The organism is Dermacoccus sp. GAS27A (genome assembly GCF_044909235.1).
Classification (GTDB): Bacteria; Actinomycetota; Actinomycetes; order Actinomycetales; family Dermatophilaceae; genus Dermacoccus; species Dermacoccus nishinomiyaensis.
In genome coordinates, this window is sequence record NZ_JBIYDW010000010.1 from 1 (window position 1) to 24,651 (window position 24,651).

Sequence of the window (24,651 nt, forward strand, 5' to 3'; positions counted from 1 at the left end):
CGACGCGTCGTCGGCTTCCCATTCGCCAGTTCCTTCGGCATAACCCCATCCTCGTTTCCAAGGTCAGGAGTCTCCAACAAACTCAGGGCGCTTCAATGTGCAGCACGGACGAAGACCGCGAGGCAACTTCCCGACCGTATCGCGAGACTCACCCCCTGACCGCGCATCCTGAGCCTTCGGCATGTCATCCAGTTGCCGCTGATCGCCGATGGGGAGAGAGTGAGACCATGCTCCCCGCCGAACTGCCGAACCTGGGGGACGGACGTGTCACCCTTCGCGCTTTCGTGAACGATGACGTGGATCTGGTTCGCAGCGTTGCCCGCGACCCGCTGATTCCCCTCATCACGACCGTCCCCGCGAGCGGTTCCCATGACGACGCGCTGAGTTACATAGCGCGTCAGCACGAGCGACTACGGACCGGCGCCGGGTACTCCTTCGCCATCACCGACCAGCACGATCAGTGCATCGGCAACATCGGCCTGTGGCTCAGCTCCATCCACCAGGGGCGTGCCTCGACGGGGTACTGGCTGGCGCCGGCGTTCCGGGGACGCGGCTACGCGAAGCGCGCACTCGCCATCCTGAGCGGTTGGGCCGAGACGCTCGAAGACGTGGCCCGCCTCGAGCTCTACGTCGAGCCGTGGAATGAGGCGTCATGGCGTTGCGCCGAGGCCTGTGGTTTCGAACGCGAAGGACTGCTGCGTTCCTGGCAGCAGGTGGGCGATTCGCGCAAGGACATGTTCATGTACAGCCGCATCCGCGTCGATGAAAGCGCCCAGGCTGAGGCCTCCCCGCGGAGCGGCGGCGGCGACGGCGCGTAGTCGGCCCGTCCGCGCTCTTCGTCTCGGTGGCGATGCGTCACCCCGCGGTACGAATGTGGACGGGATTCGCAGATGGGGACGTAGATCGCAGGATGGCCCCGGCGCGCCGTGTACAACTGCGATTTTCGTCCACATTCGCGATTCTCGGACAGGCCTGCGAATCCTGTCCACATTCGGGCACACCGCAAGGCTCAATGCGGCGACGCCAGGGACAACGACGTAGGGGTCCACTCGACGAGGCCTTCGTCGGCGAACGCCTGCAACCAGCCCTCCATCGGCCAGGTGCCCCACCGCTCGCGGTAGAGGTTCGCGTTGCGCACGATGTCGACGACGTGATGGCGCGGCGGGTTCGCGCTCGGATGCCACTGATGCAACGCGTGCGCGCCGCCGACCCACGCCATCCGCAGGCCCGCGTCACGGGCCCGCATGCCGAAGTCGGTGTCCTCCGCGCCGTACCCGACGTACCGCTCGTCGAAACCGCCGCACGCGCGCCAGGCGTCGGCATCGAGCGCAAACGCGAGCGACCACAGGAGACGATGGTCGTCGTCGACCTCGACCGCACCCGACGACGGCGCGGGGCGCGCAGCATGCGGAGCGACGAAACGTCTTGCAGCCGCCGGGAATTCACCGTCGAGACGATCGTCCTCCCCCAGATACGTGACGATGCCGTTGAGCACGGCACGCTCGCCGCGAGCATCGAGCTGACGCTGCGCGTCACGCGACGCATCGACGAAACCGGGCAGGGGGACGCAGTCGACATCGAGGAAGACGATGAGTTCCGCGCCATCATCGAGTGCCGCCGTCGCGCCGACGTTGCGGGCCCGCGCGGTCGGCATGCCCAGCGGGTGATCGTCGAGGGGCACGATGCTGACGCTCTCACCCATGACGCCCGCCGCGCGCAGGTCGTCACCCAGATCAGGCATGTCGACGGCGACGATGACGTGTCGCACGTCGGGCGCCACCTCGTCGAGGAACCGTCGCTGATTGACGAGGTGCTCCAGACGCCCCCGCACCGGAGTGACGACGGCGACGGGCAGCGTCCGGCCCGACCCCATGTCGGTCATCACGGCATCGTCCCATCTCCGAGTGCGGGCGTTTCGGCGCCGGTAGCGGCTGGCCAGCCGGAGCCGCCCTCGACGACTCCACGCGCAGCGCCCCCGGCTTCGCGGACGCCTCGCTCTGCCACACCTGCGCGCGCAACATCGTCGATGCCGTGCCTGCTCCCACGCACAGCGCCTCCCAGATCGTCGGCGTCAGTTCCAGCGGCTAGGTCAGCGACGCCCCCGCGCGCAGCGGCCTCGATGACGTCAGCCGCGCGGTCAACAGCGCCGTCGACGCACCAGCGCGCCCACGCACGTCCGGTCGATCGCTCGTCGTCCCCGGCGAGGACTTCACGGATGCCGGCAGCGACCTCGTCAGCGGTCGCACCCAGAGTCAGCCCGCGCGCGATGCCGGCGTCGTCAAGAGCACGAGCCATGTCGGCCTGCTCGTCGAACGGACGCTCCTGCGGCACGACGACGGCAGGAACACCGAAGGCAGCGACGTCCGCAAGAGCGTTCTGCCCCGCGTGGGTGACGACGACGTCAGCCGTCGCGAGCAGAACCTCGACGGGGTGGTCGGCGTCGGGCGTCCGCCAATGGACCTGCGGCACAGCGCGTTCGACGGCGCCCGGAAGATCAGCGTCGTCCCAGCCCTCGCCGCCGACGAGGAGCACACCACGCAACCTTGGTATCTCTTGCGCGACCCGCGATGTCGCGTCCGAGAAGGCCCCTTTCGGCATCCCCACCGAAAGGCCCTCCGGAACGTTCACCGCAGCACCGTCAGAATCGCTGCCCGCCAAGGCATCTGACGAGGCCCCTCGCCGTGCGCCCAGCGAAGGGCCTCCCGCAGCGTCTACTGCTGCACCGCCGGATCCGGCGCCCGGTGCAGTGCTCTGCGAGACGTCCGCCGCGACGCCGCAGCCGCCGGCATCGCGGGAACCGGCCGCCCGCGGGCCTGACGCAACACTTTCCGAGGAGTTCGGGGAGGGACATGCATACGAACCACCGCCCGCAGCGTTCGGCCCCGCAGCATGACCCGCGAAGCGCGACAGGCCACCGACTTCGACCGTCTTGTCGCGATGGCGTTCGAGGTGCGGCGCGACGTCGAGCCGCGCCGGCCAGGGCGCCATCACAACCGCCGCCAGGTCGAACGTCAGCGCATGCGGTGCGTCGTCGCGTCGCCCGGGCTGACCCACGACGACGACGGGGACGCCGAGCAGGCGCACGAGAGCGGTCACCTCGACAGAGACGTCGACGACGACGACGTCCGGGCGCCCCTGGGTCACCCACGCCGCGATCTGCGCCGAACGCTCGGCGTAGCCACCGCCGAGCGGGGCCCAGTGCAGACGCCCACCCGCATCGGGGTCGACGAACGGTGCATCCGCTTCATCGGCATCCGACGCGAGCGCGACCTGATCCCCGTCGGGCAGTGCGCCGCTGCCGAGATAGGTGATGACGTACCCGCGCCGCGTCAGTTCGGCGCCGATGACGCCCGCCCGCGTCGCGTGCCCCCGCCCGTGATGGTGCACGTAGTAACCGATGCGCATCACGACATCGCCCCTGTCGCGTCCGGTTGGGCGCCGCCTGAGACGCTGTCGCCCGAAAGGCCCCCCGGGAGCAACGGACGGTCCGCAACGTCGCTGCCCGTGCCGTTCGGCGCGCTCACGCCCGGACGAACCCCGGCTGGAGGCTTCATGTCCTCACGGATGACGAGCCGCCGCGCGTCGGCGTCGCTCGGGAGCGGGTCCAGCGGTGTGTGACGTTCGACGGATCGCGCGCCCGACGCAGGCTGCGAACGGCGCGCCGCGTCAGCCGCCTCCGTCAGCACCGCGAGATGCCCGTCGATGCAGGCATCGAGAGAGAAATGGCGGACGGCGCTCTCGCGCACCGCCGCGCGATCGAGAGCGTCGACTTCGGTGACGGCAGAGGCCAGTCGGGCGACGAGCACGTCGTCGGGCGCCGCCATCACGGCTCCTGCCGGGAGCTCAGACGAATCCACGACCGGATTCGTCGACGCGTCGACGAGGACACCCATGTCCGGTCGCACCACCTCGACGAGACCACCTCGTGCGAGGGCGATGACGGGCGTCCCGCACATCGCGCCCTCGACGGCGACGAGGCCGAACGGCTCTTCCCATGCCGGTGTGGCGAACAACGCGTCGCTCCGCCCGACGACCTTCGCGACCTCCTCTGGCCGCACCGCGCCGAGATGCTCGACGTCACCCCCGAGCCGCGGCGCGATCTCCGCCTCGAAGTACGCCGCATCGCTGACCGGCCCGACGAGAGCCAGCCGTCGCCCGGCCACCCGCGCCGCATCGATCGCGAGATGCGGCGCCTTCTCCGGCGTGATCCGACCGACCCAGGCGAGACGGCCGTCGTCAGCGCCCGGCCCGAGGACGAAACGCGACTCGTCGACACCGTTCGCCACGACCTGCCGCGTCAGCGTCGACCATTGCGCCGCGAGGGCTTTCGACACCGCGACGAACCGCGACGCCGGCGAGGCGAGGGCCGCGCCGAGCTCCATCCACGGAAACGGCGGCGTGTGCAACGTCGTGACGACCGGCGCGTCGTAGGCGCGCGACAGCGACATCGGCAGGTGGTGCAGGCTGTGGTTGGCGACGACGTCGAGCTCACCGGCACGATCCCGGCGCGCCAGTTCGGCAGCCGCGAACGTGAACGCGTGATGGTCGTCGAGAAACGGCTTCTCCGGCAGCTGCGGGTCGAGCGCGGCAACCGCCGAGAACCGCGGCAGCGCCGGGTACACCACGACCTCGTCTGCCACATCGGCCGGCGTCCCCTCGGCCGCGAACAGCACGACGCGGTGGCCGCGCCGACGGAACCCGGCGACGAGCGCCGCCGTCAGCGATTCCTGGCCGCCGGCGAACGGCTCGCTCAACGGGTTGCGGTTCGTGGCGAGCACGGCGATGCGCAGCGACGTCATGCGACTCCTCCTCGCAGGTTGGCCAGATACGTCGCGAACCCGCCGACAGCTCGCCCGTCGAGACGGCTCGACGTGACGACGCGCGCGTCATCGGCCGCCCGCACGAGGCGCTCGTCCTCGGCGCGCAGCCGCTCGACGAGGTCTACGTCCTCGTGCAGCGACAGCGGCGCGAACCCGCCGACCCGCAGGTAAGCAGAGGCGCGCACGCCGAGATTCGCGCCGTGCACATGAGGATGCCCCTCCCGCAGATGGTGTCGTTCCATCCACTCTGCGCGCCGCGCGCCGGTGAGAGCCGCGTCCGGTTCGACGGTGCCGACGTACGCGTCGGCGCCGGCGTTGGCCGTCGCGATGTGGGCGCTCAGCCAGTGCGGCGGGACGTGCGTGTCGGCGTCGGTCGACGCGAGCCACAGCGCGTCGGCATCGATGCCGTCACGCTCCGCCCATTCGAGCGCGCAGCGCACTCCCGCGGCACGCGCTCGCCCGACGCTCCCCGCCGTGACGACGAGCGGCTCCACGCTGAACTGCCCGCGGTGCGCCGCCGCGCCCGCGAAGGCACGCACGATGGCCTCGCTGTCGTCGGTGCACGTGTCGAGGACGATGCACGCACGCAACGTCATCGCCGGCGCGAGATGAGCAACCTCGACGAGCGCTCGTTCGAGCGCCGTGAGGCAGTGCGGAAGCGCCTGCTCTTCGTCACGCGCAGGCACGATGACAGTGGCGCCGGCGAGAGCAGGGCGAGGCGAACCGTCACGGCTGCGAGTGAGCGCACGTGTCACGCACGGATAGGTGCGCTCGCTCATGACCACCTCCGTCGGCCCCAGGCCTCGAGGTCGAGGGGCCCGTCTGCGGGAACGGTTTCGACGATCGGTGACGCGTCCGCGTGCGATTCGACCGGCCCAGCGGCCCTGTCACTTCTGCGATTTTCGTCCACATTCGTCCGATGACGGGTGCGCGCCGCCGTCACGCCGGCGCTCACCCATGGCGCGCCGTCGCACGCTGCGAGCAGACCCTCGGCATCGCGCAGAACGCACGGCTGCATGACGTCGACGATGAACTCAGCGCGCTGCAGAACCTCGTCTGACGGTTCGCCGGCGCACACGCGAGGGTCATCGGCGAGCACGTCGGGGCGGCGTTCACCGCACCAGATCCCGACGTCCGCGAGCGCGAGCCACGACTCGAGGGCGGCGTACTCGCCGCTCGGTGCCACCGTTCGCGTCGGCCGCCAGAACACGACGACACGCGGGGCGCGCCAGATGCCGTGGCGCCCCCGCACGTCTGGCTGTGGAATGCGGGCAGCGAGCGCGAGCTGCTCGCCCTCCTTGAGCTGCGCGAGATCGGCTCGCTCCCCCGCGTCGGGGCCGTCGTGCCAGGCCACCGCGGCCGGCGCATGACGCAGGGCGACGCCGGTGTTCCAGGCGCGATAGGCGAGATCCCAGTCTTCGCCGCCGTACCCGACGAGGCTCTCGTCGAACCCGTCGAGTCGTTCGAACGCGACGCGAGTCATGCCCATGACGGCGCTGATGACGAGCCGCCAGTCGCCGTCGCCGGCGTCACGCAGGTCGTTCGTGCGCGCGTAGCCGTGGCGCAGCCACTGGGGTGCGGCGAGGACGTCACCGTCGACCGGCGCCTCGGGATCGGTTGCCGCACACCAGGACACGACGCCGTCACCCCGCGCGGCGACGGCACTGAGATCGGCATGCCGACGGGCTCCGACGACGAGGGCGCCGGCGCCAGGCGCCTCGCGCGACGCCTCTCGCAAGGCGTCGACCATCGCGGCACAGTAGCCGGGCGTCGGCACGGTGTCGCCGTCGAGGAAGAGGACGACCGGTGAGGACCCGGCGCGCGCGCCGAGATTGCGCACCGCCGCGGCGCGGAAGCCCTCGTTCGCCTGTCGCAGGAGCGTGACGCCGTCGGGCACGCTCGGCGGGGTGGCCGAACCGTCATCCGCGACGACGATGTGGAGGCGCAGCGACGAATCATCCTGCGCCGCTAGGGAATCCAGAACCCATCGCAGACGCTGCGGGTCTTCGAAATGCGTGACGACGACGTCGACGTCGCGCCCGTCACCCACGCTCAGGTCAGCCCCTTGCTCGCCCGCGCGAGCGTTCCCGCTCACCCGACACCACGCAGGGGCGGCAGGTGCGCGGCGAGCAGTTCGCTCTGGCGACGCGCGGCGTCCGGCGTCGTGAGCAAGCCGGGATGCGACGGGTTCGTCACGGTCACCATCGGGTCGCTCAGCGCCGCCCGGGCGGCATCGACGAGAACATCGATCACACCATCACGATCGCCCGATTCGCCTGCATCAGTAGAAGGTTCGACGACCGTCACCGAACCGGGTGCCGCCGTCGACAGTTCGGTGACCCACGGCGTCGCCAGCGTGATTGGCCGGCGACCGGCGCCGATCCATCGGCCGATCGAACCCGACGCAGAGATGTGACGGTAGGCCGCGAGCGGCACGGCGATCGTCGCGATCGCGGCGTCCATCTCGTCCTCGCTCAGGTGCCCGAGAACGCGCAGTTCGATTCCCCGCGCGTTCGCGTCGCGGCGCAAGTCGTCGACGAAGCCCTCGTGCCCCTCGACGACCGCGCCGAGCATGACGAGGTCGCGACCCAGCGCCGCGGCAACATCGAGTGCCAACTGCGGATCCTTGCCCGGGTGGACGAACCCGAGGACGCCGACGGGCGCGTCATCGCCCAGGGCGAGCACCGCGTCGCCCGCCGCGGTTGCACTCGGTCGTGCATCGACCGGCAACGTGACGACACCGACGCCAGCGACATCGGCGTCGCCGAAACCCCGAGCGGCGCTGTCAGCGTCACCGGCAGGCGCCGCGACGACGTCACCCAGCATCGCGCGTTCGGCCTCGCTGCACACCTGAACAGACGCGGCGGCCGCGACGATGCGCGCATACAGCGCAGCGCGACGTTCGTAGCGCGCCTGCCCCTCGGCGGGCTGCGGAATGTCGTGAAGCGTGACGTGCACGGGCCGCGCGGCGCCCTCGATCGCGCGCACCCCGGCTTCGATCGCCCGGTGGTCGGCGCCGAGCAGCGCGTCGGTGAGGTGAACATGCACGGGCCCCGCATCGCGCGCGAGGTACGCCGCGAGGTCATGCGCGCCGGTCCCCACGTCGAGCATCGACGTGCGGCGCGCACCGGCGAGAGCCGCCCCGTGGCGCGTCACCCCGTGCTCGGGCGGGCCGAGCAGGAGGTGGTCGACGGTTGCAGCCGCATCACCCGATGCAACGTGCGCGCTGCGGGGGTCCTCAGCGGCAGTGCTCGCCGGGCGCGTCGTCGTCATCCTCGTATTGTCATGTGCGACGGCGCTTCTCGTCATCTTGACGTCTGTCGGATATTCGAACGCATCGCCGCTCGGTGCGGCGCTCACACGTCACCGTCCACGATCTCGAGCAACGTCGCATGTCGACGCACCGCGTCCGCGAGTGCCTGCGGGTGCTCGGCGTACCACGTGGCGTGGGCGGCGACGAGCTCGTCCTCGCCCACCGCCTGACCGCGCACCTGCCACACGCGGGCGACGTCGTCATCGCTCATCGGCACCTGCGCGAACGCGGCGGCGCGCTCGTCCATCGGCGCGACGAGGGCGCCGAGCAGCGACCGGCCAGGGTCGTACTCGCGGGGTGCGCCGAGGTCGAGGGCGGCCGCGATGCGGTCGGCGACCTCGACGAGGACGTCGTTCGTCGGGTGGTTGATGACGTGGACGCTGCGCCGTCCAGGGCGCGTGAGGGCATCACGAATGTCGACGGCGCCGTGCGCCTCGATGCGCCGCGTCAGCTCGGCGAGGGATGCGTCGCGCAGGGCACCGACGGCGCGCTCGTCGAGCTGCGGCAGGTCGGCGCTCGTCACACGAGCCGCGTGGTCACCCGCTCGGCGGCACGCCGCGATGACGCGCAGATCGTGATACGGCACGATCGGCGGCTCGCCCGCGGGCGTGCGGACGATGACCTGCGCCGGGTGCAGCCCCGCCCACCGCATGACGGGCACGATCGTCGACCTGACGTGCGGCGCCGCCGTGAGCAGTTCTTCCGTGCCGACGGGCAGGCCGCGATACCCGGGGGCGACGGGTTGTGTGACGAGGTACTGGGCCTGCGCGAGGGTGCGATGCAGGTGCGGCACGTCATCGGCGACCAGTTCGTGCGCCGGGACGAGGCGGATCGTGCGGATGCGATCGCCGTACCGACCGTCGAGAAGTACGCGCAGCGACTCCGCCTGGCAGTTGCCGTGGACGGCGAGCACCGGGCGGCCGTCAGGATCGGCCGTCGGCACGGGGTCGGTGAGACCGTAGAACTCGCCGTAGTGCAGGTTGCGAGGCGTCGCCTCGACGGCAGGCACTGTCATGAGGCCTCTCCTTCGACGTCATCTCTGGCACTTTCGCCGCTGACGGCGCCAATGCCGCGCTCGCCGTCAGTCGACGAATGTGGACGAAAATCGCCGGTGTAGACAGGATTCGCCGATGTGGACGGGATTCGCAGGACGGCGCGGGTGTCGCGCGACACGGGGGCCGTTGCGGCGGTCGGGGCATCGCCGTTGCTCGGGCGAGCGACCACGATGGCGACGTCGTCGTCTTCGTAACGCGCGAGCGTCGGCCACTCGAGGCGCACCTGCTCATCGACGAGACGCCCGTCGAGGGGGATGTCACGCGTCGGGTGCAGCCAGTTCGCCACGACGACGACACCGTCATCGCGCAGCAGTGCGTCGATGCCGGCGAGGGTCGCCAGCAGCGTCGCGCCGTCGAGGAAGTAGCCGATCTCGCTCAGCACGACGGTGTCGAACCGCTGCCCTTCGTCGGCGAGTTCATCGAGCACAGAAGGCAGTTCGGCGTGGCGCCAGTCGACGCCGTCGACGTCACGTCGACGAGCGCGCGCCAGCGCCTGGGCGCTCCCGTCGACCGCGACCACGCCGTCGGCGCGCTCGGCGAGCACCTGCGTCAGGACGCCCGTGGAGCATCCGAGATCGAGCACGCGCCCGAGATGCTCTTCAGGCAGCATCGCCTCGATGAGGGCACGGCGACGCCGCTCGTACCAGCGCGTCTCGACACCCCACGGGTCGTCGCTGCCCTCGAACATCGCGTCGAAGGATGCCGCCGGCGTGCGTCCATCATCGGACGAGGCGACGCGGGGCAGCGCGCCGCCCGGGTCGAAGAGTGTCTCGACGAGACGTTCGAAGTGGGCGAGGACGCCGGCGTCGAGCATCGCAGGCTCGGCTGCGGGGCGCGCGAACGTCCCGATCTGTGACGAGTACGCCGCGATGGCTGCGCGTTTGCGCTGGAGCGAGGCGACGTCGGGGACAGCGAGAACGCTTCTCTCCCAGACTGTTTCGGCAACCGACGATGGGTCGCCCCAGTGCCACCACCACAACGGATAGCTGACGCACGCCGCCCCGAGCTGCGCCGCGACGTCCCGCGCCACGGCTCCGCACGTGTCGTGGTCGATGTGCGCATCGGCCTCCGCCGGGGCGACGACGAGCACCCGCTCAGTTCCCGACCCACGCACCGGCGTCATCGACGGCGTCACCGTCGAGGTCCCATCGGTGGCTGCGTCATCGCGGCCGACCGCTCTCGAGGGCGACTGGTCCGACACCGTGGATGCCTCCGCCGCAGTTACCCGCACGACGCGCTCCAGCGCAGCGGCCAGTTCGGCACGGTGGTCAGCGACGCGGCCGTCAGGTAGCGCAAGGCGCTCAACCCGCCCGAGCGCACCGCCGAGCAGCACACCGAGAGCGTCGTCGAACTCGCGACGACGGACTTCGCGGACGACCTCGAATGTCAATCCCGTTGCCGCAGAGTGCGATCCCTCGCCGTCGGTGACGAGGGCGACGTCTACGGGCAACCCCGCGTTCGCGAGCATCGCCAAGAATGCGCCGACGGCGAGGGTCTCGTCGTCGGGGTGAGCCGCGACGACGACGACGCGGCTGTACCGGGCAGCGAGGGCTTCGACGTCGAGGTGGCCAAGCGACGCCCATGGCGTCCCTCGCAACCACGTGCGTTCGCTCGTGCCGGGCTCCCGCGACGACCACGAGGCCGGCGCGGCGGGCATCCCGCGCATCAGTGACGCTCCAGCGTGGCAGCGCCGATGGCGGCGAGGTCGCGTTCGGCGTGGTGCTGGCGCACGTAGACGCCGAGGTCGGCAACGCGCCGCGCGTGGGTCTCGTCGCTCGTCAACGGGCCGGGGCCGAGCGCGTGGCCACAGATCGTCAGCGCCTGCTCCGCCGCATCGGCGACGACTGCTCGCACGCGCGACGACAACGCGAGACCCGCTGCACCGCAGGCGTTTCCACCGTCGATCGCGCGGGCTGCGTCGGCGAGTACCGCGTCGAGCAGATACGTGATGACCTCGAGCCGGCCCAGATGCATGAGCGCGATCTGATCGGGTTCACGCCGCCCCGCAGCCGCACGAACCGCTGTGACGAGGCCGTCCACGCCGCCCACCCAGACGGCGGCGACACCGATGCCACCCCACGCGAAACCGTCACGGCCGAGGTAGAAACCTGGCTCCCCGACGGGCGTCGCGGGCATCGCGTCGAACGTCAGCGACGTCGAACGGATCGCGACGAGCCCACGCGACACCCAAGGCTCCTCGGCGCCGCGCACCCGCGCATCCGTGAGGTCGACGGCGAACAACCGCTGCCCTTCAGGCGTACCGGCCGTCACGAGCGCATGCGGCAACTGCTCACCGAGCGAGCACCACGGCTTCACCCCGTCGAGCACCCAGCCGTCACCTTCGCGACGCGCGGCGAGGCCCGGCGCCCGCGCCGCGAACACACCCCAGGCGCCGTCCCCACCGCCGGGCAGCACGTCGCCCGGCGCAACCCCCGCCTCGGCGAGGATCGCAAGCGCGTCGAGGTGCGGTTCGATGACGCGGGCCGTCGTCAGGTCAAAGGCGCCGAGCGATCGCAGCGTGTCGAGATACACCGCGCTGTCGCGGCCCAACGCCGCTGCGGCGGAAGCGAATTCACCGGCAGCGGCAAGCGCCGCCCCGACGTCCCCAGCAGGGATATCGGGGCGGCACAGCGCACGAGAGGGTTCGCTCAAGCGGAGAGCTCCCGCTTCCAGAAGCGCAGCGCACGGCACGTCTCGACGAAGCCCTTCGCGCCGGCCGCGTCGCTGACGTCGACAAACCCGTCGTCCTTCTTCGACGCCACACCCGCGGCTTCGATGAGACCCGACGCGTCCGGGCCGAGGGCCAGGAACTTGTTGTGCGCGACGGCGTCCGTCACGAAGTCACGAGCCTCGGCGACCTTGCCGAGCGCCGCCGCACCGTCAGCCGACGGCAGCAGCGCGACGGCGTCGAACAGCACCGACGGCGCACCGGCGATGGCGTGATCGGCGGCGAGCTTCTCACCGTTCGACAGCGTGACGCCACCGACGGCCTTCGCGACGATCTCGACGACCGTGCCCTCGGCCTCGGCGGCCGAACGCACCGCGGCGAGCAGGTCGGCGTCGGTTCCGTCGCTGACGACGACGCCGATCTTGCGGCCGGCGAAGCTGTCGGGTCCGTTCTTCACGATGCTCAGCGCGTCGGAGACGGGCAGGTCGTGACGCGGCGCCACCTTCGCGGGCGAGGCCTCCGGCAGCTCCATCGCGAGCTCGTCGGCGACGCGCTGCGCGAGCGACTCGTCGACGTTGCGCAGGTTGCCGAGCATGCGCGTGCGGATCTCGGGGATCTCGCACTTGCCGAGCTCGAACGCGAACGCGTCGACGATGTGCTTCTGCTCGACCTCCGTCTGGCTCTTCCAGAACTGATTGGCCTGGCTGTAGTGGTCGGCGAACGACTCCGCACGCAGACGGCGCGCCTCACCCTCGACCTTCGTCGGGTACGTGTCCGGCTGGAACGTCGTCAGCGCGCGCGGGCCACGGTCGTCACCCGAGAAGCCGTTCGGCTCGTAGTTGGCGCGGCCCCTCTGGTGCGCGAACTGCATGTGACCGTCACGCTGGAAGTGCGCGACGGGGCACTTCGGCGCGTTGACGGGCAGCTGCGTGTGGTTGGTCGAGCCGAGGCGCGACAGCTGCGTGTCGAGGTAGCTGAAGTTGCGGCCCTGCAGCAGCGGGTCGTTCGTGAAGTCGATGCCGGGCACGACGTTCTGCGTCATGAACGCGACCTGCTCCGTCTCGGAGAAGACGTTGTCGACGACGCGGTTGAGCGTCATCTTGCCGAGCGGGCGGATCGGGACGATCTCCTCGGGGATGATCTTCGTCGAGTCGAGCACGTCGAAGTCGAAGCTGTCGGCGAACGCGTCGTCGAACACCTGGACACCGAGCTCGTACTCGGGGAAGTCGCCGCTCTGGATCGCGTTCCACAGGTCACGACGGTGGAAGTCGGCGTCGGCGCCGTTGATCTTGACGGCCTCGTTCCAGACCACCGACTGCATGCCCTGCACGGGCTTCCAGTGGAACTTGACGAACGAGCTCTTGCCGTCGGCCGTCACGAAGCGGAAGGTGTGGATGCCGAAGCCCTCCATGAAGCGGAAGCTGCGCGGGATCGCGCGGTCACTCATCGCCCACAGGGCCATGTGCGTCGACTCGGGCATGAGGGAGATGAAGTCCCAGAACGTGTCGTGCGCGCTCGCTGCCTGCGGCCAACCGCGGTCCTGCTCCTCCTTGACCGAGTGCACGAGGTCGGGAAACTTGATCGCGTCCTGGATGAAGAAGACGGGGATGTTGTTGCCGACGAGGTCCCAGTTGCCCTCCTCGGTGTAGAACTTCGTCGCGAAGCCACGGACGTCGCGCGCGAGGTCGGCGGAGCCCATGTTGCCGGCGACCGTCGAGAAACGAACGAACGTCTCCGTCTGACGGCCCTTCTTGCCGAACAGGTAGGCGGCCGTGAGGCCGCTGTGGTCGTCGTAGCTCTCGAACACGCCGTGCGCGCCGTAGCCGCGGGCGTGGACAACACGCTCCGGGATGCGCTCGTGGTCGAAGTGCATGATCTTGTCGCGGAACGCGGCATCCTGCAGCAGCGACGGGCCGCGGTCGCCCGCACGCAGCTGGTTCTGGTCGTCGGTCACCGGAATACCCTGCGACGTCGTCATGGCGTTGCCACCGCTCACCCCCTGGTGCAGCTCGTCCCCGGTGCCGCGCGTGTCGGGGCTCGTGGTGCGCTCGTTGTCGCTCATGGCTCTCCTCATGCTGGTGGTCGTTCGATCATGGCCTCTCGACCCTATGTCGGAGAGTATGGCCACCGCACCCCTTCTCACCACGCCCCTACGGATGTGGACGAAAATCGCAGATGTGGACAAGGATCGCAGCGAGGCCCAGGGCGCTGACGGGACATGAGCCGCCGGGCACCCGTGTGGGTGACGACTCGGTGTGAGAGGCGAAACCCATTGGAAAAATTAGGGATCGACTCTAGGGTGAAACTCATGGAGACGTCGCGCAGCCAGTCGGATCACCCGGTCAGTTCGCCGAACCAGAATGTATCGGCTTCGTCAGAGAAGCCCTTGGCACTCGTCGCGGGAGCCTCGCGCGGGCTGGGTTTTCTCGTCGCCACCGCCCTCGCCGACGCCGGGCACCGCGTCGTCCTCGCATCTCGCTCCGCCGACGCCCTGGCGAAGGCCGCCGACACGCTTGTCTCCCACGGCCACGCGCGCAGTGCCGTCTCGACGATCGTCATGGACGTGAGTGATCGCGACGGGGTGGCTCGAGCCGTCGCCCAGGTCGAGGGCGAGCACGGCCCGATCGACGTCGCAATCCACGTCGCCGGTGTCATAGAGGTCGGCCCGGCCGAGAACACGACGCACGAGCACATCGAAGGCGCGATGAACATCATGGCGTGGGGGCCGATCAACCTCTCCGACGCCGTCGTCCCCGGCATGCGCGAACGCGGGCGCGGGCGCTTCGGCGTCGTCACCTCCATCGGCGGCCTGCTGAGCGCACCGCACCTGCTCGCGTACTCGACGGCGAAGTTCGCGGCCGTCGGCTACACCGAGGGCCTCGCCGCGTCGCTCGCCGGCACGGGCGTGAGCGCCACCGTCATCGCCCCGGGGTTGATGCGCACCGGCTCGCACACGGCCGCACAGTTCTACGGCAACGCGCAGGCCGAATACGCGTGGTTTGCGCCCGCCGCGTCGCTGCCGTTCGTCAGCATGGACGCGACGAAGGCCGCGCGACGCATGGTCGACGGCGTCCTCGCCGGCAAGCCGTACGTCATCCTCACGCCCGCCGCGAAGCTGGGCGCGCGCGTCCACGGCGTCATGCCGGGTGTGACGACGCGCGTCATGGGCCTCGTGGGGCGTGCGCTGCCCGGGCCCGTTCCCGGTGCGACGACGCCTGTCCCCGGATCGAAGCTCGCACCGAAGGCCGGACGATTCGTCAAGCTCCTCACGACGCTCGGTGATCGCGCGTCGCGCAGCAACCTCGAACCCGAGGGTTGAGAGGCCCCGGGTCGCGCCACCCGAAGATTTGAACCCAACCACCCGACCATCCGAGACCCCCGACGAAAGGCACGCACCATGTCTGCTGGAACCCCGAAGTCCGACATCTCGCAGGAGCAGGTCGTCGAGATCATGCGTGGTGAGCGCTTCGTCATGCTCACCTCGATCGCAGTCGACGGGGCCCTGCACAGCCACCCGATGACGCCGCAGGAGGTGACGGACGACGCCGACGTGTGGTTCTTCGTCGGCCTCGGCACCGAGCAGGCGCAGGCGCTGCAGAGCAACCCGCGCGTCAACCTGTCGTTCGCGCACCTCGGCTCGTGGCTGTCCGTCGCGGGCCGCGTCGAGTTCGTCGACGACCGCGCCAAGATCGACGAGCTGTGGAGCGACGACGTCGCCGCCTGGTACGACGGCGGTAAGGACGACCCGGACCTGGGCCTCGTGCGCGTCGTCAGCGAGTCCGCGCAGTTCTGGGGCCAGCCCGGCGGCAAGGCCTCCGCGCTCGCGAGCATCGTCAAGGCGCGCGTCAGCGGCGAGCGTCCGAAGGGCCAGAGCGCCACGACCGAGCTGTGATGAACCCGGGAGCCGAACCGACGCGCGGCGGCTCCCGGCACCACGCTCCCCACCACCCCATCCCCACCACCCGATCGCCGCACGTCGCGGTGATCCTCTCCAGGAGAAACTGATGCGAGCACTCACCTGGCAGGGCCAGGGCAAGGTCTCGGTCGAGCAGGTCGCCGACCCGAGCATCCAGGAGCCCACCGACGCGATCGTGCGCGTCACCTCGACCGCGATCTGCGGTTCCGACCTGCACCTCTACACCGTCCTCGCGCCGTTCCTCAACAAGGGCGACGTGCTGGGCCACGAGTTCATGGGCATCGTCGAGGAGGTCGGTTCGGGCGTCACCTCCATCAAGCCCGGCGACCGCGTCGTCGTCCCGTTCAACATCTCCTGCGGGCACTGCTGGATGTGCAGCCGAGGCTTGTTCGCGCAGTGCGAGACGACGCAGAACGTCGACCAGGGCACCGGAGCGAGCCTCTTCGGCTACACGAACCTCTACGGCGCGGTGCCGGGCGGCCAGGCCGAGTACGTGCGCGTTCCGCACGCCGACTTCGGGCCGATCAAGGTGCCCGACGCCGGCGACGACGAGCGCTACCTCTACCTGTCCGACATCCTGCCGACGGCGTGGCAGGGCGTGAAGTGGGCCGACGTGCGCCCCGGCGACACCCTCGCCGTCATGGGTGCCGGGCCGGTCGGCCAGCTCGCCGTCGCGAGCGCGCAGTACCTGGGCATCGAGGACGTCATCGTGGTCGACCGCATCCCCGAGCGCCTCGAGCGCATGAAGGCCCGCGGCGCGCGCACCATCAACCTCGACGACCTCGACGGTTCGCAGGTCAGCGCCGTCGGAGACGCCGTGCGCGACCTGACGGACGGGCGCGGTGCCGACGGCGTCGTCGAGGCCGTCGGCATGGAGGCGCACGGCAATCCCGTTGCCGGCGTGGGCATCACAGCGGTCAGCAAGCTGCCGTCAGCGATCTCCGAGCCGCTTGCGAAGAGCGCCGGCGTCGACCGTCTCGCCGCGCTGCACGCCGCGATCGACAGCGTCCGCCGCGGCGGCACCGTCTCCGTCTCCGGTGTCTACGGCGGCGCGCTCGACCCGATGCCGATGATGCAGATGTTCGACAAGGGCATCGCGATGCGCATGGGCCAGTGCCACGTCAAGCAGTGGACCGACGAGCTGCGCGACGTGCTCGTCGACGCCGACCCGTTCGGCGTCGAGCAGCTCGCGACGCACCGCGTCGGGCTCGACGAGGCGGCGACGATGTACGACGTGTTCCAGAAGAAGCAGGACGGCTGCCAGAAGGTCGTCCTCAAGCCCTGACGCACTGACGGTCTGGGATCGGGTCGGCGTCCACCGAGACGCTGGGCCACCAGGCCGCCCGGCCACCACAGGATGGCGGGTAACTCACGGGTAGGCGCGCGGTTAGGCGCCGACCTGTGAGTTACCCGCCATCGTGCGTTCTACGTCCAGGCGGCGCCGCCTGGAATGGTGCGCGGAATAGTGCGGGCGCGACGGGCGCTGCAGTGAGCATGACGCCCGAGCAGTACGCCGCGAACATCGCCCGCGCCCTCGACGTGCAGGATCAGTCGGTGCGGTTGCAGGCCGCGATGGCGGCGGGCACACATCCGCATCCCGACCTGCTGGAGACGCTCGTGCGTCGCTGCGGCGTCGAGCCCGACTTCTTCGTCCGCGAAACCCTCGCCTGGGCGCTGACGCGCCTGCCGGCTGACGACGTCCTGCCGCGCGTTCAGCGCGAGCTGGCGTCGAAGAACATCCAGGCGCGCACGCAGGCGTTGCACGTGCTGTCGAAGGTCGGCGACGAGCGCGCATGGCCCTGGATCACGTCCGAGTTCCTGCACGACGCCGACGACGATCTCGCCCGCACCGCTTGGCGCGCGGCCGCCGCACTGGCCCCGCAGAGTCAACATGGCTCTCTCGCTGACGAATTGGTCAAGGAGTTCGGCCGTGGTGACGCCGGCACGCAGATGGCGTTGAGCGTCGCATTGCTCGGTCTCGGCGACGCCGCCGTCCCAGCGGTCAGGTCGGTAATCCGGAGCCAAGACGCGGCCGTCACCGAACATGCTCGCGCGACCGACCTGCTGCGCACCCGCCCCGAGCTCGCGTTCGACGGCGCCGTCGAGGAAGCCAAACGCATCGTCGCGATGGGTTGAGCGCGTCGGCCCTACCCCCGGCCATACGACGGGAGAGCGGGTAACTCACGGGTAGGCACGCAACTACGCGCGCCGACCCGTGAGTCACCCGCCATCCCATCGTCGAAGGTGACGCAGCGGCCGCCCGCTCCCCCGGAGCTTGGAATCACAACACCTGGGGCCGCGCAGTACCAGGCCGGCCTGTCGCCGTCGGTGCGGGGCTCGTCGATGCCGACGTTGGCACGGCTGTGCGTTCTGGGGCCGGCTACGACGGTCGCGATGAACGCGGCGACGGCCTTGCGCGCCACCTCGGTGACCTTGACCTGCCCGTAACGTCTTCGCGGCCTTCCCGGCGCGTCGAACGCGGCGTTGACGTCCCTGGCGCCGCTGATCGGCGACGTCGCGACGACCTGGCCGGTGCTGGGGTTGACGACGTCCAGTCGGCCCTCCCCGTGTACCTCGCCGTCGATGACGTTGCACAGCAGGGTGCTGATGAACTTCACCTCGAATGTAGCGGCGGCATGCCCTGTGGTGCGCGCCATACTTGAATGACCCCTGTTTTTACTGGCCAGCAGGTGGCGCCCATGAAAGCGCCTCGGGAGGGACGCCACACATGGCCGACACCACCGACCAACCTGGGCAGCTGGGGTCAGGCCGCGTCAGGGCGATCAGGCAGGGCGAGGCGCCCGCGCGATCCAGCGGGGTGACTCGTCCGACGGCTCGCCAGCGGAGCGCAGCGGATGTCAGCTCAGCGCAGCGTCGCGGCCGCTTCGGCATGGGCGGCGACGAGGCGTTCGATCTGGCTGTCGGCGCGCACGATGAGGTCGTCGAGTTCGGCGACGTCGATGCGCGCATCGTTGATCGCGAGCACGCGCATGCCCTCCCAGCCGGCCCGCTTGCCACGAACGGCCGCCAGCAGCGCCTCGAGTTCGAGCACGTCGCTCAGCGGCGAGCGGCGCACGAAACGGCCGTTGAGTTTCACGCGGCTGACGGTCTCGCCGACGCTCAGCGCGAGCTGCGCGAGCCGCGCCTCACCCGCCCCGAGCGCGTCGGCGATGACGCGCAGGCGCGCGCGGTCCTCGGCGATCTCCCGCGTCAGCGTCGCGAGCACCTTCCGCGTGCGCGCCGAACTCTGCGAGCGCGACGCGCGCTCGAACAGGTCGAGCCCGCCCTTCGATGCGGCCCAGTGATGAGCGACGTAGCTGGTGACGAACTTGTCGCGCGATTCCATGATCGACCTCCTGCAGGTCTGCGAGAACGGGTGTCACCGTCAGCCTAGGAGGTCACCGTGCGCGCGACCAGCCCGACGCAACACGGTGGATGTCGGAAGTTCGTCATGGTTGATTTCCTTGTGTCGCAACATGTTGGCAAGGTATCCCCATGTCGTCCCATCCGAGCACCGATGGAGCCGCACACCTCCGTCTGGCGACGGGTGAGGAGTCGAGGTGCGCGCCCGCACCCCGCGCATTGCGCGTCACCCTCGTCGACGACGACGCCCTCGTCATGGCCGGTTTTCAGGCACTGCTCGCGCCCTACGCCGCACGCGTCGAGGCGACGTGCAGCCGCGGCGTGCCCACCGAACCCACCGACGTCGCGCTCTTCGACTGCTTCGCCGCCCCCGAGCCGGGGTGGGCGACGCTGGCGCGCCTGCGCGACACAGCCGCCGTCGCGCGCCTCGTCGTCTACACCAACGACCCTCCGCAGGCGCACGTCGGTGCGCTCACCGACTTCGGCGTCGCGGGCGTGCTGACGAAGCACGCGACGGCCGACGAGCTCGTCACCGCACTCGAACGCGTCGCCCGCGGCGAGCGCGTCGTCGACCCCGCGTTCCCCGTCGAGCTGGGTGACGACTGGTGGCCTGGGCGCGCCGAGGGGCTCACCGAGCGAGAGGCGCAGGCCGTCACGCTCATCTGCCGCGGCCTGCCCAACGGCACGATCGCGCACGAACTCAACGTCTCCCTCAACACGCTCAAGAGCTACATCCGCTCCGCCTACCGCACCATGGGCGTCGCCTCCCGCAGCGAGGCGGTGCTGTGGGGCGTCGCGCGCGGACTGCACGTCGACGGCCGGCCCTGACGCGCTCACCACTTTCCAGCATGGCGCCGCGCAACGGCGATCCATCAGGCAGCCGACGCTTCACCTCCTTGCGGGTGTGGCGCGAAACACGGTGAGCGACAACACTTCTCATCACCACCGACACCTCACGACCCTTGATCGTCGGATCGCTCGAAGGAGAGCTGTGCCCCGCCTCACCGTCGCCGTCGTCGCACGTAGCGAGCTGTTCGGATGCGGCGCGATGGCGGCTCTCGACGCGTTCGGCGTCGCGACACGCCTCGTGCTCGTGCGTGGCCCGGGCCTGCGAGCCGAGGATTTCGCGCTCGATGCCGACGTCGCCGTGCTCGAGTGGAACGAACCCAACCGCAACGCCTGGGATCAACTGCGCGCGCTGCACGCCGCGAACCCGACGACGAAGCTGCTCGTGTCGTCGCTGCACACCGACGAGGCCGCCATCAGCCGGCTCCTCGCGCGCGGCGCGTCGGGAGTCGTCGGACGGTCGGCGAGCGCCGCCGATCTGCGCGCCGGGGTCGATGACGTGGTCGCGGGCCGAATCGTCCGCCCCGCGGTGCTTCGACCCTCCCCCACGGACGCGCGGCCGACCGTCCCCTCCGACGGGCTGACCGCACGTCAGGCGCAGATCGTCGATCTCATCTGCTCGGGCATGCCGAACGCGCAGATCGCCGAGCGCCTGCACCTGAGCGTCAACAGCATCAAGTCGCACATCAGAGGCGCCTACCGCGCGATGGACGTGCAGACGCGCCCTCAAGCCGTGTTGTGGGGTCTGGCGCGCGGCTACGGTGGTCATGTGTCTGACGATCACTGGCCGCCAGCCGCGGCCCCCACCTCATCATCCGGCTCGTCGACGCACCCAACCGATGACGACGAGTCGCAGGCCCCTGACCTCGCCGACTGGCTCGCCGAACAAGCCGACGCGGGCCTCGAGGGCGCGGACGAGGCAGCCATCCGCGACGTCATCGGCGCGATGATCGAGCACCCTCGGTTTCCGTGCCTCGGAGCGCGTTCGGCGCTGAAACGCGACGGCGCGCTCGTCCGCGTCTTCGACGACATGACCGATGACGCGTGTCTCTCAACGCTCAGCGCTGAACTGGCCGACTTCGCCGCGATCGAGCGTGGCCCGCGCGAGTTCGGCTCTTTCATCGCCGTCTTCCGTCGCCCGCGGGCGGGCGACGAGCGGGAGTTCGAGAACCTTCTGTGGGGCATGCTGCAGCGATTGCACGATCGTGACGACGCGCCGTGGGCCGAGCGCGTGTCGCCCGACACGACGTCACCGCACTTCAGTTTCAGCCTCGGCGGCGTGCCGTTCTTCCTCGTCGGGTTGCATCCGCAGGCCTCGCGCATCGCGCGCCGTGCTCCGCTGACGACGGTCGTGTTCAACCTGCACGATCAGTTCGAGCAGCTGCGAGCTGACGGCGGCTTCGACCGGATGCGCGACGCGATCCGCCGTCGCGATGCTGCGTTGCAGGGTTCGATCAACCCGGTCGTCACCGATCATGGACGCTCGTCGGAGGCGCGTCAGTACTCTGGGCGGCACGTGGAGGACGACTGGCGTGCCCCGTTCACCGCGCACCCTTCGAAGGAGAATCCTGATGACTGACCCGCGACGCCCGCGCTCCCCCCACCCGCCGACGCCGCGGCCGCCGTACGCGGGCGGCCCCGAAGCTCCCGCCGACGGTTGGTCGCGCATCGCCCCGCAGACGGGGGTGCTCGTGCCGCTGGCGGCCGGTCAGGTGCTCGAGGTCGTCGACCCGTGTGGCGAGCAGGTGAGCGACTTCTACGCCGTCATGCAGGACGACATCGCCGAGTGCTTCTCGGCGGGGCGCACCGTCGACTACAACAACACGTTGTACCCATCGACTGGGCACCGGTTGTGGAGCAACCGCAGCAGCGTCATGGCGACGATCGTCGCGGACTCGGTGGGCATCCACGACATGACGGTGACGCCGTGCAGCCAGCAGACGTTCGACATCCTCTACCCCGAGTTCGACGGCGCCCCGCACCCGAGTTGCTTCGCGAACCTGTGCGGCGCGCTCGAACCCGTCGGCGTCGCGCCCGACCACATCGGCACGACGCTCAACATCTTCATGGACGTGTGGACGAGCCCCGACGGTGAACTGCACATCGACCCGCCGCCGACGCAGGCGGGTGACGTCTTCGCCATCCGCGCCGAAGCTGACCTGTTCGTCGGGCTGACGGCATGCTCGGCCGAGAAATCGAACGCCGGCGTCTGCAAACCCATCGACTACCGGGTGCGCTGAGGCGCTGACGTCGCACCGGTCTCCTTGACGAAACTGGAGAGCCGGCGGCCGTTCAGGCCCCGTCGGGGCTCAGGCGCTCCGAGCAGAATGAGCATCGAGACGGCCCATGTTGTGTCACGAAAGCGCGAAATAGCGCGCGTTCGTGACACACCATCCTTGGGTGGGGAGGCGTTTTGAGCCGACACGGCGCTCCGATGGTCAGCAGAACGTGACGCCCGACCCCGCCCATTTGGTGCCGTCCTTGATGAAGGACGCGACGTTGAGCGTCACGGTTGTCGTGCGGTAGCCGTCGACAGTCACGAGGTAACTGAGCGACACGGAGGCCGGGTTGGCGCTGCTCGTGCCGGAGGAGTTCGTGAGTGAGATGCCGATGTACGTGTTGCAGACCTGGGCTGTTGAACTGGCAGGACCACTGCAGCCGCCGTTCGGCGTGCCAGCTGTACCGGAGCCCGCGACGCCGTGCCGCCCGTCAACGCGTAGCTCTTGCCCTGTGATGTACGACGCAACCGTCCCTTTGTGCGCGCTCGACAAGTCGTCCGTCATGCCCCCGAGCCCCCCGCCGTCACGCGTCAGCGCAGGTTCGTCGGCAGCTCCTCGAGCAGGCGCAGCCAGAGCTCCGACGACGTCGGGTAGCTCGGCACCGCGTGCCGAAGGACGCCGATCGGCACCTGGCCGACGATGGCGACCGTCGCCGCGTGGATGAGTTCGGCCGCCTCGTGGCCGACGAACGTCGCGCCGAGCAGGCACCCGGTGGCACGGTCGACGACGATCTTGGCGCTCCCCACACCGTCGTCACGCAGCAGGGCCGTGCCCGCCGCGCTCGCGAACGGCACCGCGACGGTGACGACGTCATGCCCTGCTTCGCGCGCCTGAGCCTCGCTCGAGCCGACCGCCGCGACCTGCGGGTCCGTGAACACGACCTGAGGGACGGGAACGTCACGCGGCGGCGGCGTCTCGTGCGCGCCGGCGAGTCGGGCGCCGAGCACGCGCGCCTCGTACTTGCCCATGTGTGTCAGCGGCGCACCGCCGCCGGCGTCACCGATGGCGTGCAGCCAGGTCGGCAGGCGCCCGGCGCGCACGTCGTCCGCGTTGACGCCGACCGCGTCGAGACCGACGTCGTCGAGGCGAGGGCGACGGCCGGTGGCGAGCAGGAGTTCGTCGGCGACGATCCGCTCGCTGCCCGATTCATCACGTTCGACGGCGAGCGTCACCGGCCCGCCGTGCACGCGACCGAGGCCGGTGTCGGCGGCGCCGGCGCGGCTGGCGTCGGTGATTCGGGTGGCGAGGCGGACGTCGACGCCGGCCGTACGCAGCGCGTCGAGGACGGCCGCGCCGGCGAATGGTTCCTGGTCCGTGAGCAGCGCATCACCGCGCACGAGCATCGTGACGCTGCTGCCGAGGGCGCTCATCCACGTCGCGGCCTCGCAGGCGACGACCCCGCCGCCGACGATGACGAGCCGGTCAGGCACCTCGACGACGCCCGTCGCGTCACGCGACCCCCAGGCGTGCAGGTCGGCGAACATCGGCGGGACGACGGGCACCGAACCCGTCGCCAGCACGAGGGCGACGCCCGCTTCGACGACGGTGCTCGCGCCGCCGTCCGAGCTCACGCTCACCGTCTTCTCGCCGACGAGACGTGCGTGGCCGCGCATGACGTCGAGGCCTGCGCCCGTCGCCCAGTCGAGCTGGGAGGTGTCGTCGTAGTGCGAGACCCACGCGTCGCGGCGTGCGAGGAGCGCCGCGACGTCGAGTTCGGCGGGCCGCAGGCCGGGCAGGTGCTCGCTGGTCGCCCTGACGTCGAGCGGGCGCAGCAGCGCCTTGCTCGGCATGCACGCGTAATAGGAGCACTCACCGCCGAGCAGTTCGCCCTCTATCAGCAGGACGCTCAGCCCACCGTCATGGGCGTACTGAGCGACGTTCTCGCCCGTCGGCCCGCCACCGACGACGATGACGTCGACGCGGCGCACGCCGTCAGGGCCGTCAGACTCGGACGGGCGGTGAGGATCGGTGGCCGCGTCCGGACTGTCGGCGCGGGGCACGCCGTCAGGACCGTTGGGCTCGGCGGGCATGCGTTCGTCCTTCGCCGTGGTCTCGGGTGCGCCGTGGACGAGGTCGACGTATTCGCGGTGACGCCCGATCCAGCCCTTGATGAACGGGCACAGTGGCAACACGTCGTGAGTGCCGTCGGCGCGCACGTCGTCGAGCGCGAACCTCGCGACCTGTGAGCCGACGCCCTTGCCCTCGTAGCTCGGATCCACCTCGGTGTGCGTGAGCACGATGAGCTGATCGGTGAGCTGATATTCGGCGAATCCGGCGAGGGCGTCACCGTCCCACGCCTCGTAGCGGTTGGCGTCGGTGTTCTTCGTCAACGTCAGGTCGGACACGGCGTTCTCCTTCGATGGGGTCGGGCTGAGCGAGTCATGCGACGGG

General features: G+C 70.2%; 22 protein-coding genes. 8 read left to right on the top strand and 14 right to left on the bottom strand.

What is annotated here, in order from left to right:
* A partial coding sequence (locus ABH936_RS11080) for a GNAT family N-acetyltransferase (RefSeq protein WP_404603270.1) occupies positions 1–818 on the top strand: 818 nt, incomplete at its 5' end.
* A gap of 191 nt (positions 819–1,009) precedes the next feature.
* On the opposite strand, the gene ABH936_RS11085 is transcribed toward ABH936_RS11080, so the two are convergent.
* From ABH936_RS11085 to ABH936_RS11130, 10 genes are all read right to left on the bottom strand, one after another.
* Positions 1,010–1,882, bottom strand: a complete 873-nt coding sequence (locus tag ABH936_RS11085) for a glycosyltransferase family 2 protein (protein WP_051805565.1) — start codon at positions 1,880–1,882, stop codon at positions 1,010–1,012.
* On the bottom strand, positions 1,882–3,405 hold the full coding sequence (locus ABH936_RS11090) for a glycosyltransferase (protein ID WP_404603326.1): 1,524 nt from the start codon (positions 3,403–3,405) through the stop codon (positions 1,882–1,884). The genes ABH936_RS11085 and ABH936_RS11090 overlap by 1 nt, the downstream gene beginning before the upstream one ends.
* Entirely contained in the window at positions 3,405–4,799 is a 1,395-nt protein-coding gene (locus ABH936_RS11095) for a glycosyltransferase (RefSeq protein ID WP_404603271.1), read from the bottom strand. The genes ABH936_RS11090 and ABH936_RS11095 overlap by 1 nt, the downstream gene beginning before the upstream one ends.
* Entirely contained in the window at positions 4,796–5,599 is an 804-nt protein-coding gene (locus tag ABH936_RS11100) for a glycosyltransferase family 2 protein (RefSeq protein WP_047311137.1), read from the bottom strand. Before ABH936_RS11100 ends, ABH936_RS11095 begins: the two co-directional genes overlap by 4 nt.
* Positions 5,596–6,915: a glycosyltransferase family 2 protein gene (locus ABH936_RS11105; RefSeq protein WP_051805556.1), complete on the bottom strand. Its 1,320-nt coding sequence runs from the start codon at positions 6,913–6,915 to the stop codon at positions 5,596–5,598. Before ABH936_RS11105 ends, ABH936_RS11100 begins: the two co-directional genes overlap by 4 nt.
* Complete coding sequence (locus tag ABH936_RS11110) at positions 6,912–8,093, bottom strand: glycosyltransferase family 4 protein (RefSeq protein ID WP_150112706.1); 1,182 nt, start codon at positions 8,091–8,093, stop codon at positions 6,912–6,914. The genes ABH936_RS11105 and ABH936_RS11110 overlap by 4 nt, the downstream gene beginning before the upstream one ends.
* Positions 8,094–8,176: 83 nt before the next feature.
* The gene (locus tag ABH936_RS11115) at positions 8,177–9,148 is read right to left on the bottom strand and encodes a WcbI family polysaccharide biosynthesis putative acetyltransferase (RefSeq protein ID WP_150112705.1); all 972 of its coding nucleotides are present in this window, start codon (positions 9,146–9,148) and stop codon (positions 8,177–8,179) included.
* Positions 9,145–10,854, bottom strand: coding sequence for a PIG-L family deacetylase (locus ABH936_RS11120; protein WP_051805552.1), 1,710 nt, complete (start codon positions 10,852–10,854; stop codon positions 9,145–9,147). The genes ABH936_RS11115 and ABH936_RS11120 overlap by 4 nt, the downstream gene beginning before the upstream one ends.
* The gene (locus ABH936_RS11125; RefSeq protein WP_235181990.1) at positions 10,854–11,840 is read right to left on the bottom strand and encodes an acyl-CoA dehydrogenase family protein; all 987 of its coding nucleotides are present in this window, start codon (positions 11,838–11,840) and stop codon (positions 10,854–10,856) included. Before ABH936_RS11125 ends, ABH936_RS11120 begins: the two co-directional genes overlap by 1 nt.
* Positions 11,837–13,918, bottom strand: coding sequence for a catalase (locus ABH936_RS11130; protein WP_038566729.1), 2,082 nt, complete (start codon positions 13,916–13,918; stop codon positions 11,837–11,839). The genes ABH936_RS11125 and ABH936_RS11130 overlap by 4 nt, the downstream gene beginning before the upstream one ends.
* Positions 13,919–14,164: 246 nt before the next feature.
* Between ABH936_RS11130 and ABH936_RS11135 the strand changes: the two genes are divergently transcribed.
* The 4 genes from ABH936_RS11135 to ABH936_RS11150 all read left to right on the top strand — a co-directional run bounded on the left by ABH936_RS11135 (position 14,165) and on the right by ABH936_RS11150 (position 17,908).
* The gene (locus ABH936_RS11135; RefSeq protein ID WP_281712459.1) at positions 14,165–15,175 is read left to right on the top strand and encodes an SDR family oxidoreductase; all 1,011 of its coding nucleotides are present in this window, start codon (positions 14,165–14,167) and stop codon (positions 15,173–15,175) included.
* 78 nt (positions 15,176–15,253) lie between these two features.
* Positions 15,254–15,748: a pyridoxamine 5'-phosphate oxidase family protein gene (locus ABH936_RS11140; RefSeq protein ID WP_038566727.1), complete on the top strand. Its 495-nt coding sequence runs from the start codon at positions 15,254–15,256 to the stop codon at positions 15,746–15,748.
* Positions 15,749–15,860: 112 nt separating this feature from the next.
* The gene (locus ABH936_RS11145) at positions 15,861–17,057 is read left to right on the top strand and encodes a zinc-dependent alcohol dehydrogenase (RefSeq protein WP_038566724.1); all 1,197 of its coding nucleotides are present in this window, start codon (positions 15,861–15,863) and stop codon (positions 17,055–17,057) included.
* 209 nt (positions 17,058–17,266) lie between these two features.
* Positions 17,267–17,908, top strand: coding sequence for a HEAT repeat domain-containing protein (locus ABH936_RS11150; RefSeq protein WP_404603327.1), 642 nt, complete (start codon positions 17,267–17,269; stop codon positions 17,906–17,908).
* An 11-nt stretch (positions 17,909–17,919) separates the two neighbouring features.
* Here the strand turns inward: ABH936_RS11150 and ABH936_RS11155 are convergent, their stop codons facing one another.
* Positions 17,920–18,429, bottom strand: a complete 510-nt coding sequence (locus ABH936_RS11155) for a hypothetical protein (protein ID WP_404603272.1) — start codon at positions 18,427–18,429, stop codon at positions 17,920–17,922.
* Between the two features lie 206 nt (positions 18,430–18,635).
* A complete protein-coding gene (locus ABH936_RS11160; protein ID WP_051805544.1) occupies positions 18,636–19,118 on the bottom strand; it encodes a hypothetical protein in 483 nt (160 codons plus the stop codon).
* A 149-nt stretch (positions 19,119–19,267) separates the two neighbouring features.
* Here ABH936_RS11160 and ABH936_RS11165 point away from each other — a divergent pair, with 149 nt between their 5' ends.
* The 3 genes from ABH936_RS11165 to ABH936_RS11175 all read left to right on the top strand — a co-directional run bounded on the left by ABH936_RS11165 (position 19,268) and on the right by ABH936_RS11175 (position 22,221).
* A complete protein-coding gene (locus ABH936_RS11165) occupies positions 19,268–19,963 on the top strand; it encodes a response regulator transcription factor (protein WP_081873557.1) in 696 nt (231 codons plus the stop codon).
* Positions 19,964–20,126: 163 nt separating this feature from the next.
* Complete coding sequence (gene gntA, locus ABH936_RS11170; RefSeq protein WP_081873556.1) at positions 20,127–21,560, top strand: guanitoxin biosynthesis heme-dependent pre-guanitoxin N-hydroxylase GntA; 1,434 nt, start codon at positions 20,127–20,129, stop codon at positions 21,558–21,560.
* Complete coding sequence (locus ABH936_RS11175) at positions 21,553–22,221, top strand: DUF1989 domain-containing protein (RefSeq protein ID WP_006946721.1); 669 nt, start codon at positions 21,553–21,555, stop codon at positions 22,219–22,221. Before gntA ends, ABH936_RS11175 begins: the two co-directional genes overlap by 8 nt.
* A 198-nt stretch (positions 22,222–22,419) precedes the next feature.
* On the opposite strand, the gene ABH936_RS11180 is transcribed toward ABH936_RS11175, so the two are convergent.
* Both ABH936_RS11180 and ABH936_RS11185 read right to left on the bottom strand, forming a co-directional pair.
* Positions 22,420–22,764: a hypothetical protein gene (locus ABH936_RS11180; protein WP_038566711.1), complete on the bottom strand. Its 345-nt coding sequence runs from the start codon at positions 22,762–22,764 to the stop codon at positions 22,420–22,422.
* 26 nt (positions 22,765–22,790) lie between these two features.
* Positions 22,791–24,605, bottom strand: coding sequence for a GNAT family N-acetyltransferase (locus tag ABH936_RS11185; RefSeq protein ID WP_081873555.1), 1,815 nt, complete (start codon positions 24,603–24,605; stop codon positions 22,791–22,793).
* Positions 24,606–24,651: the final 46 nt, after the last annotated feature.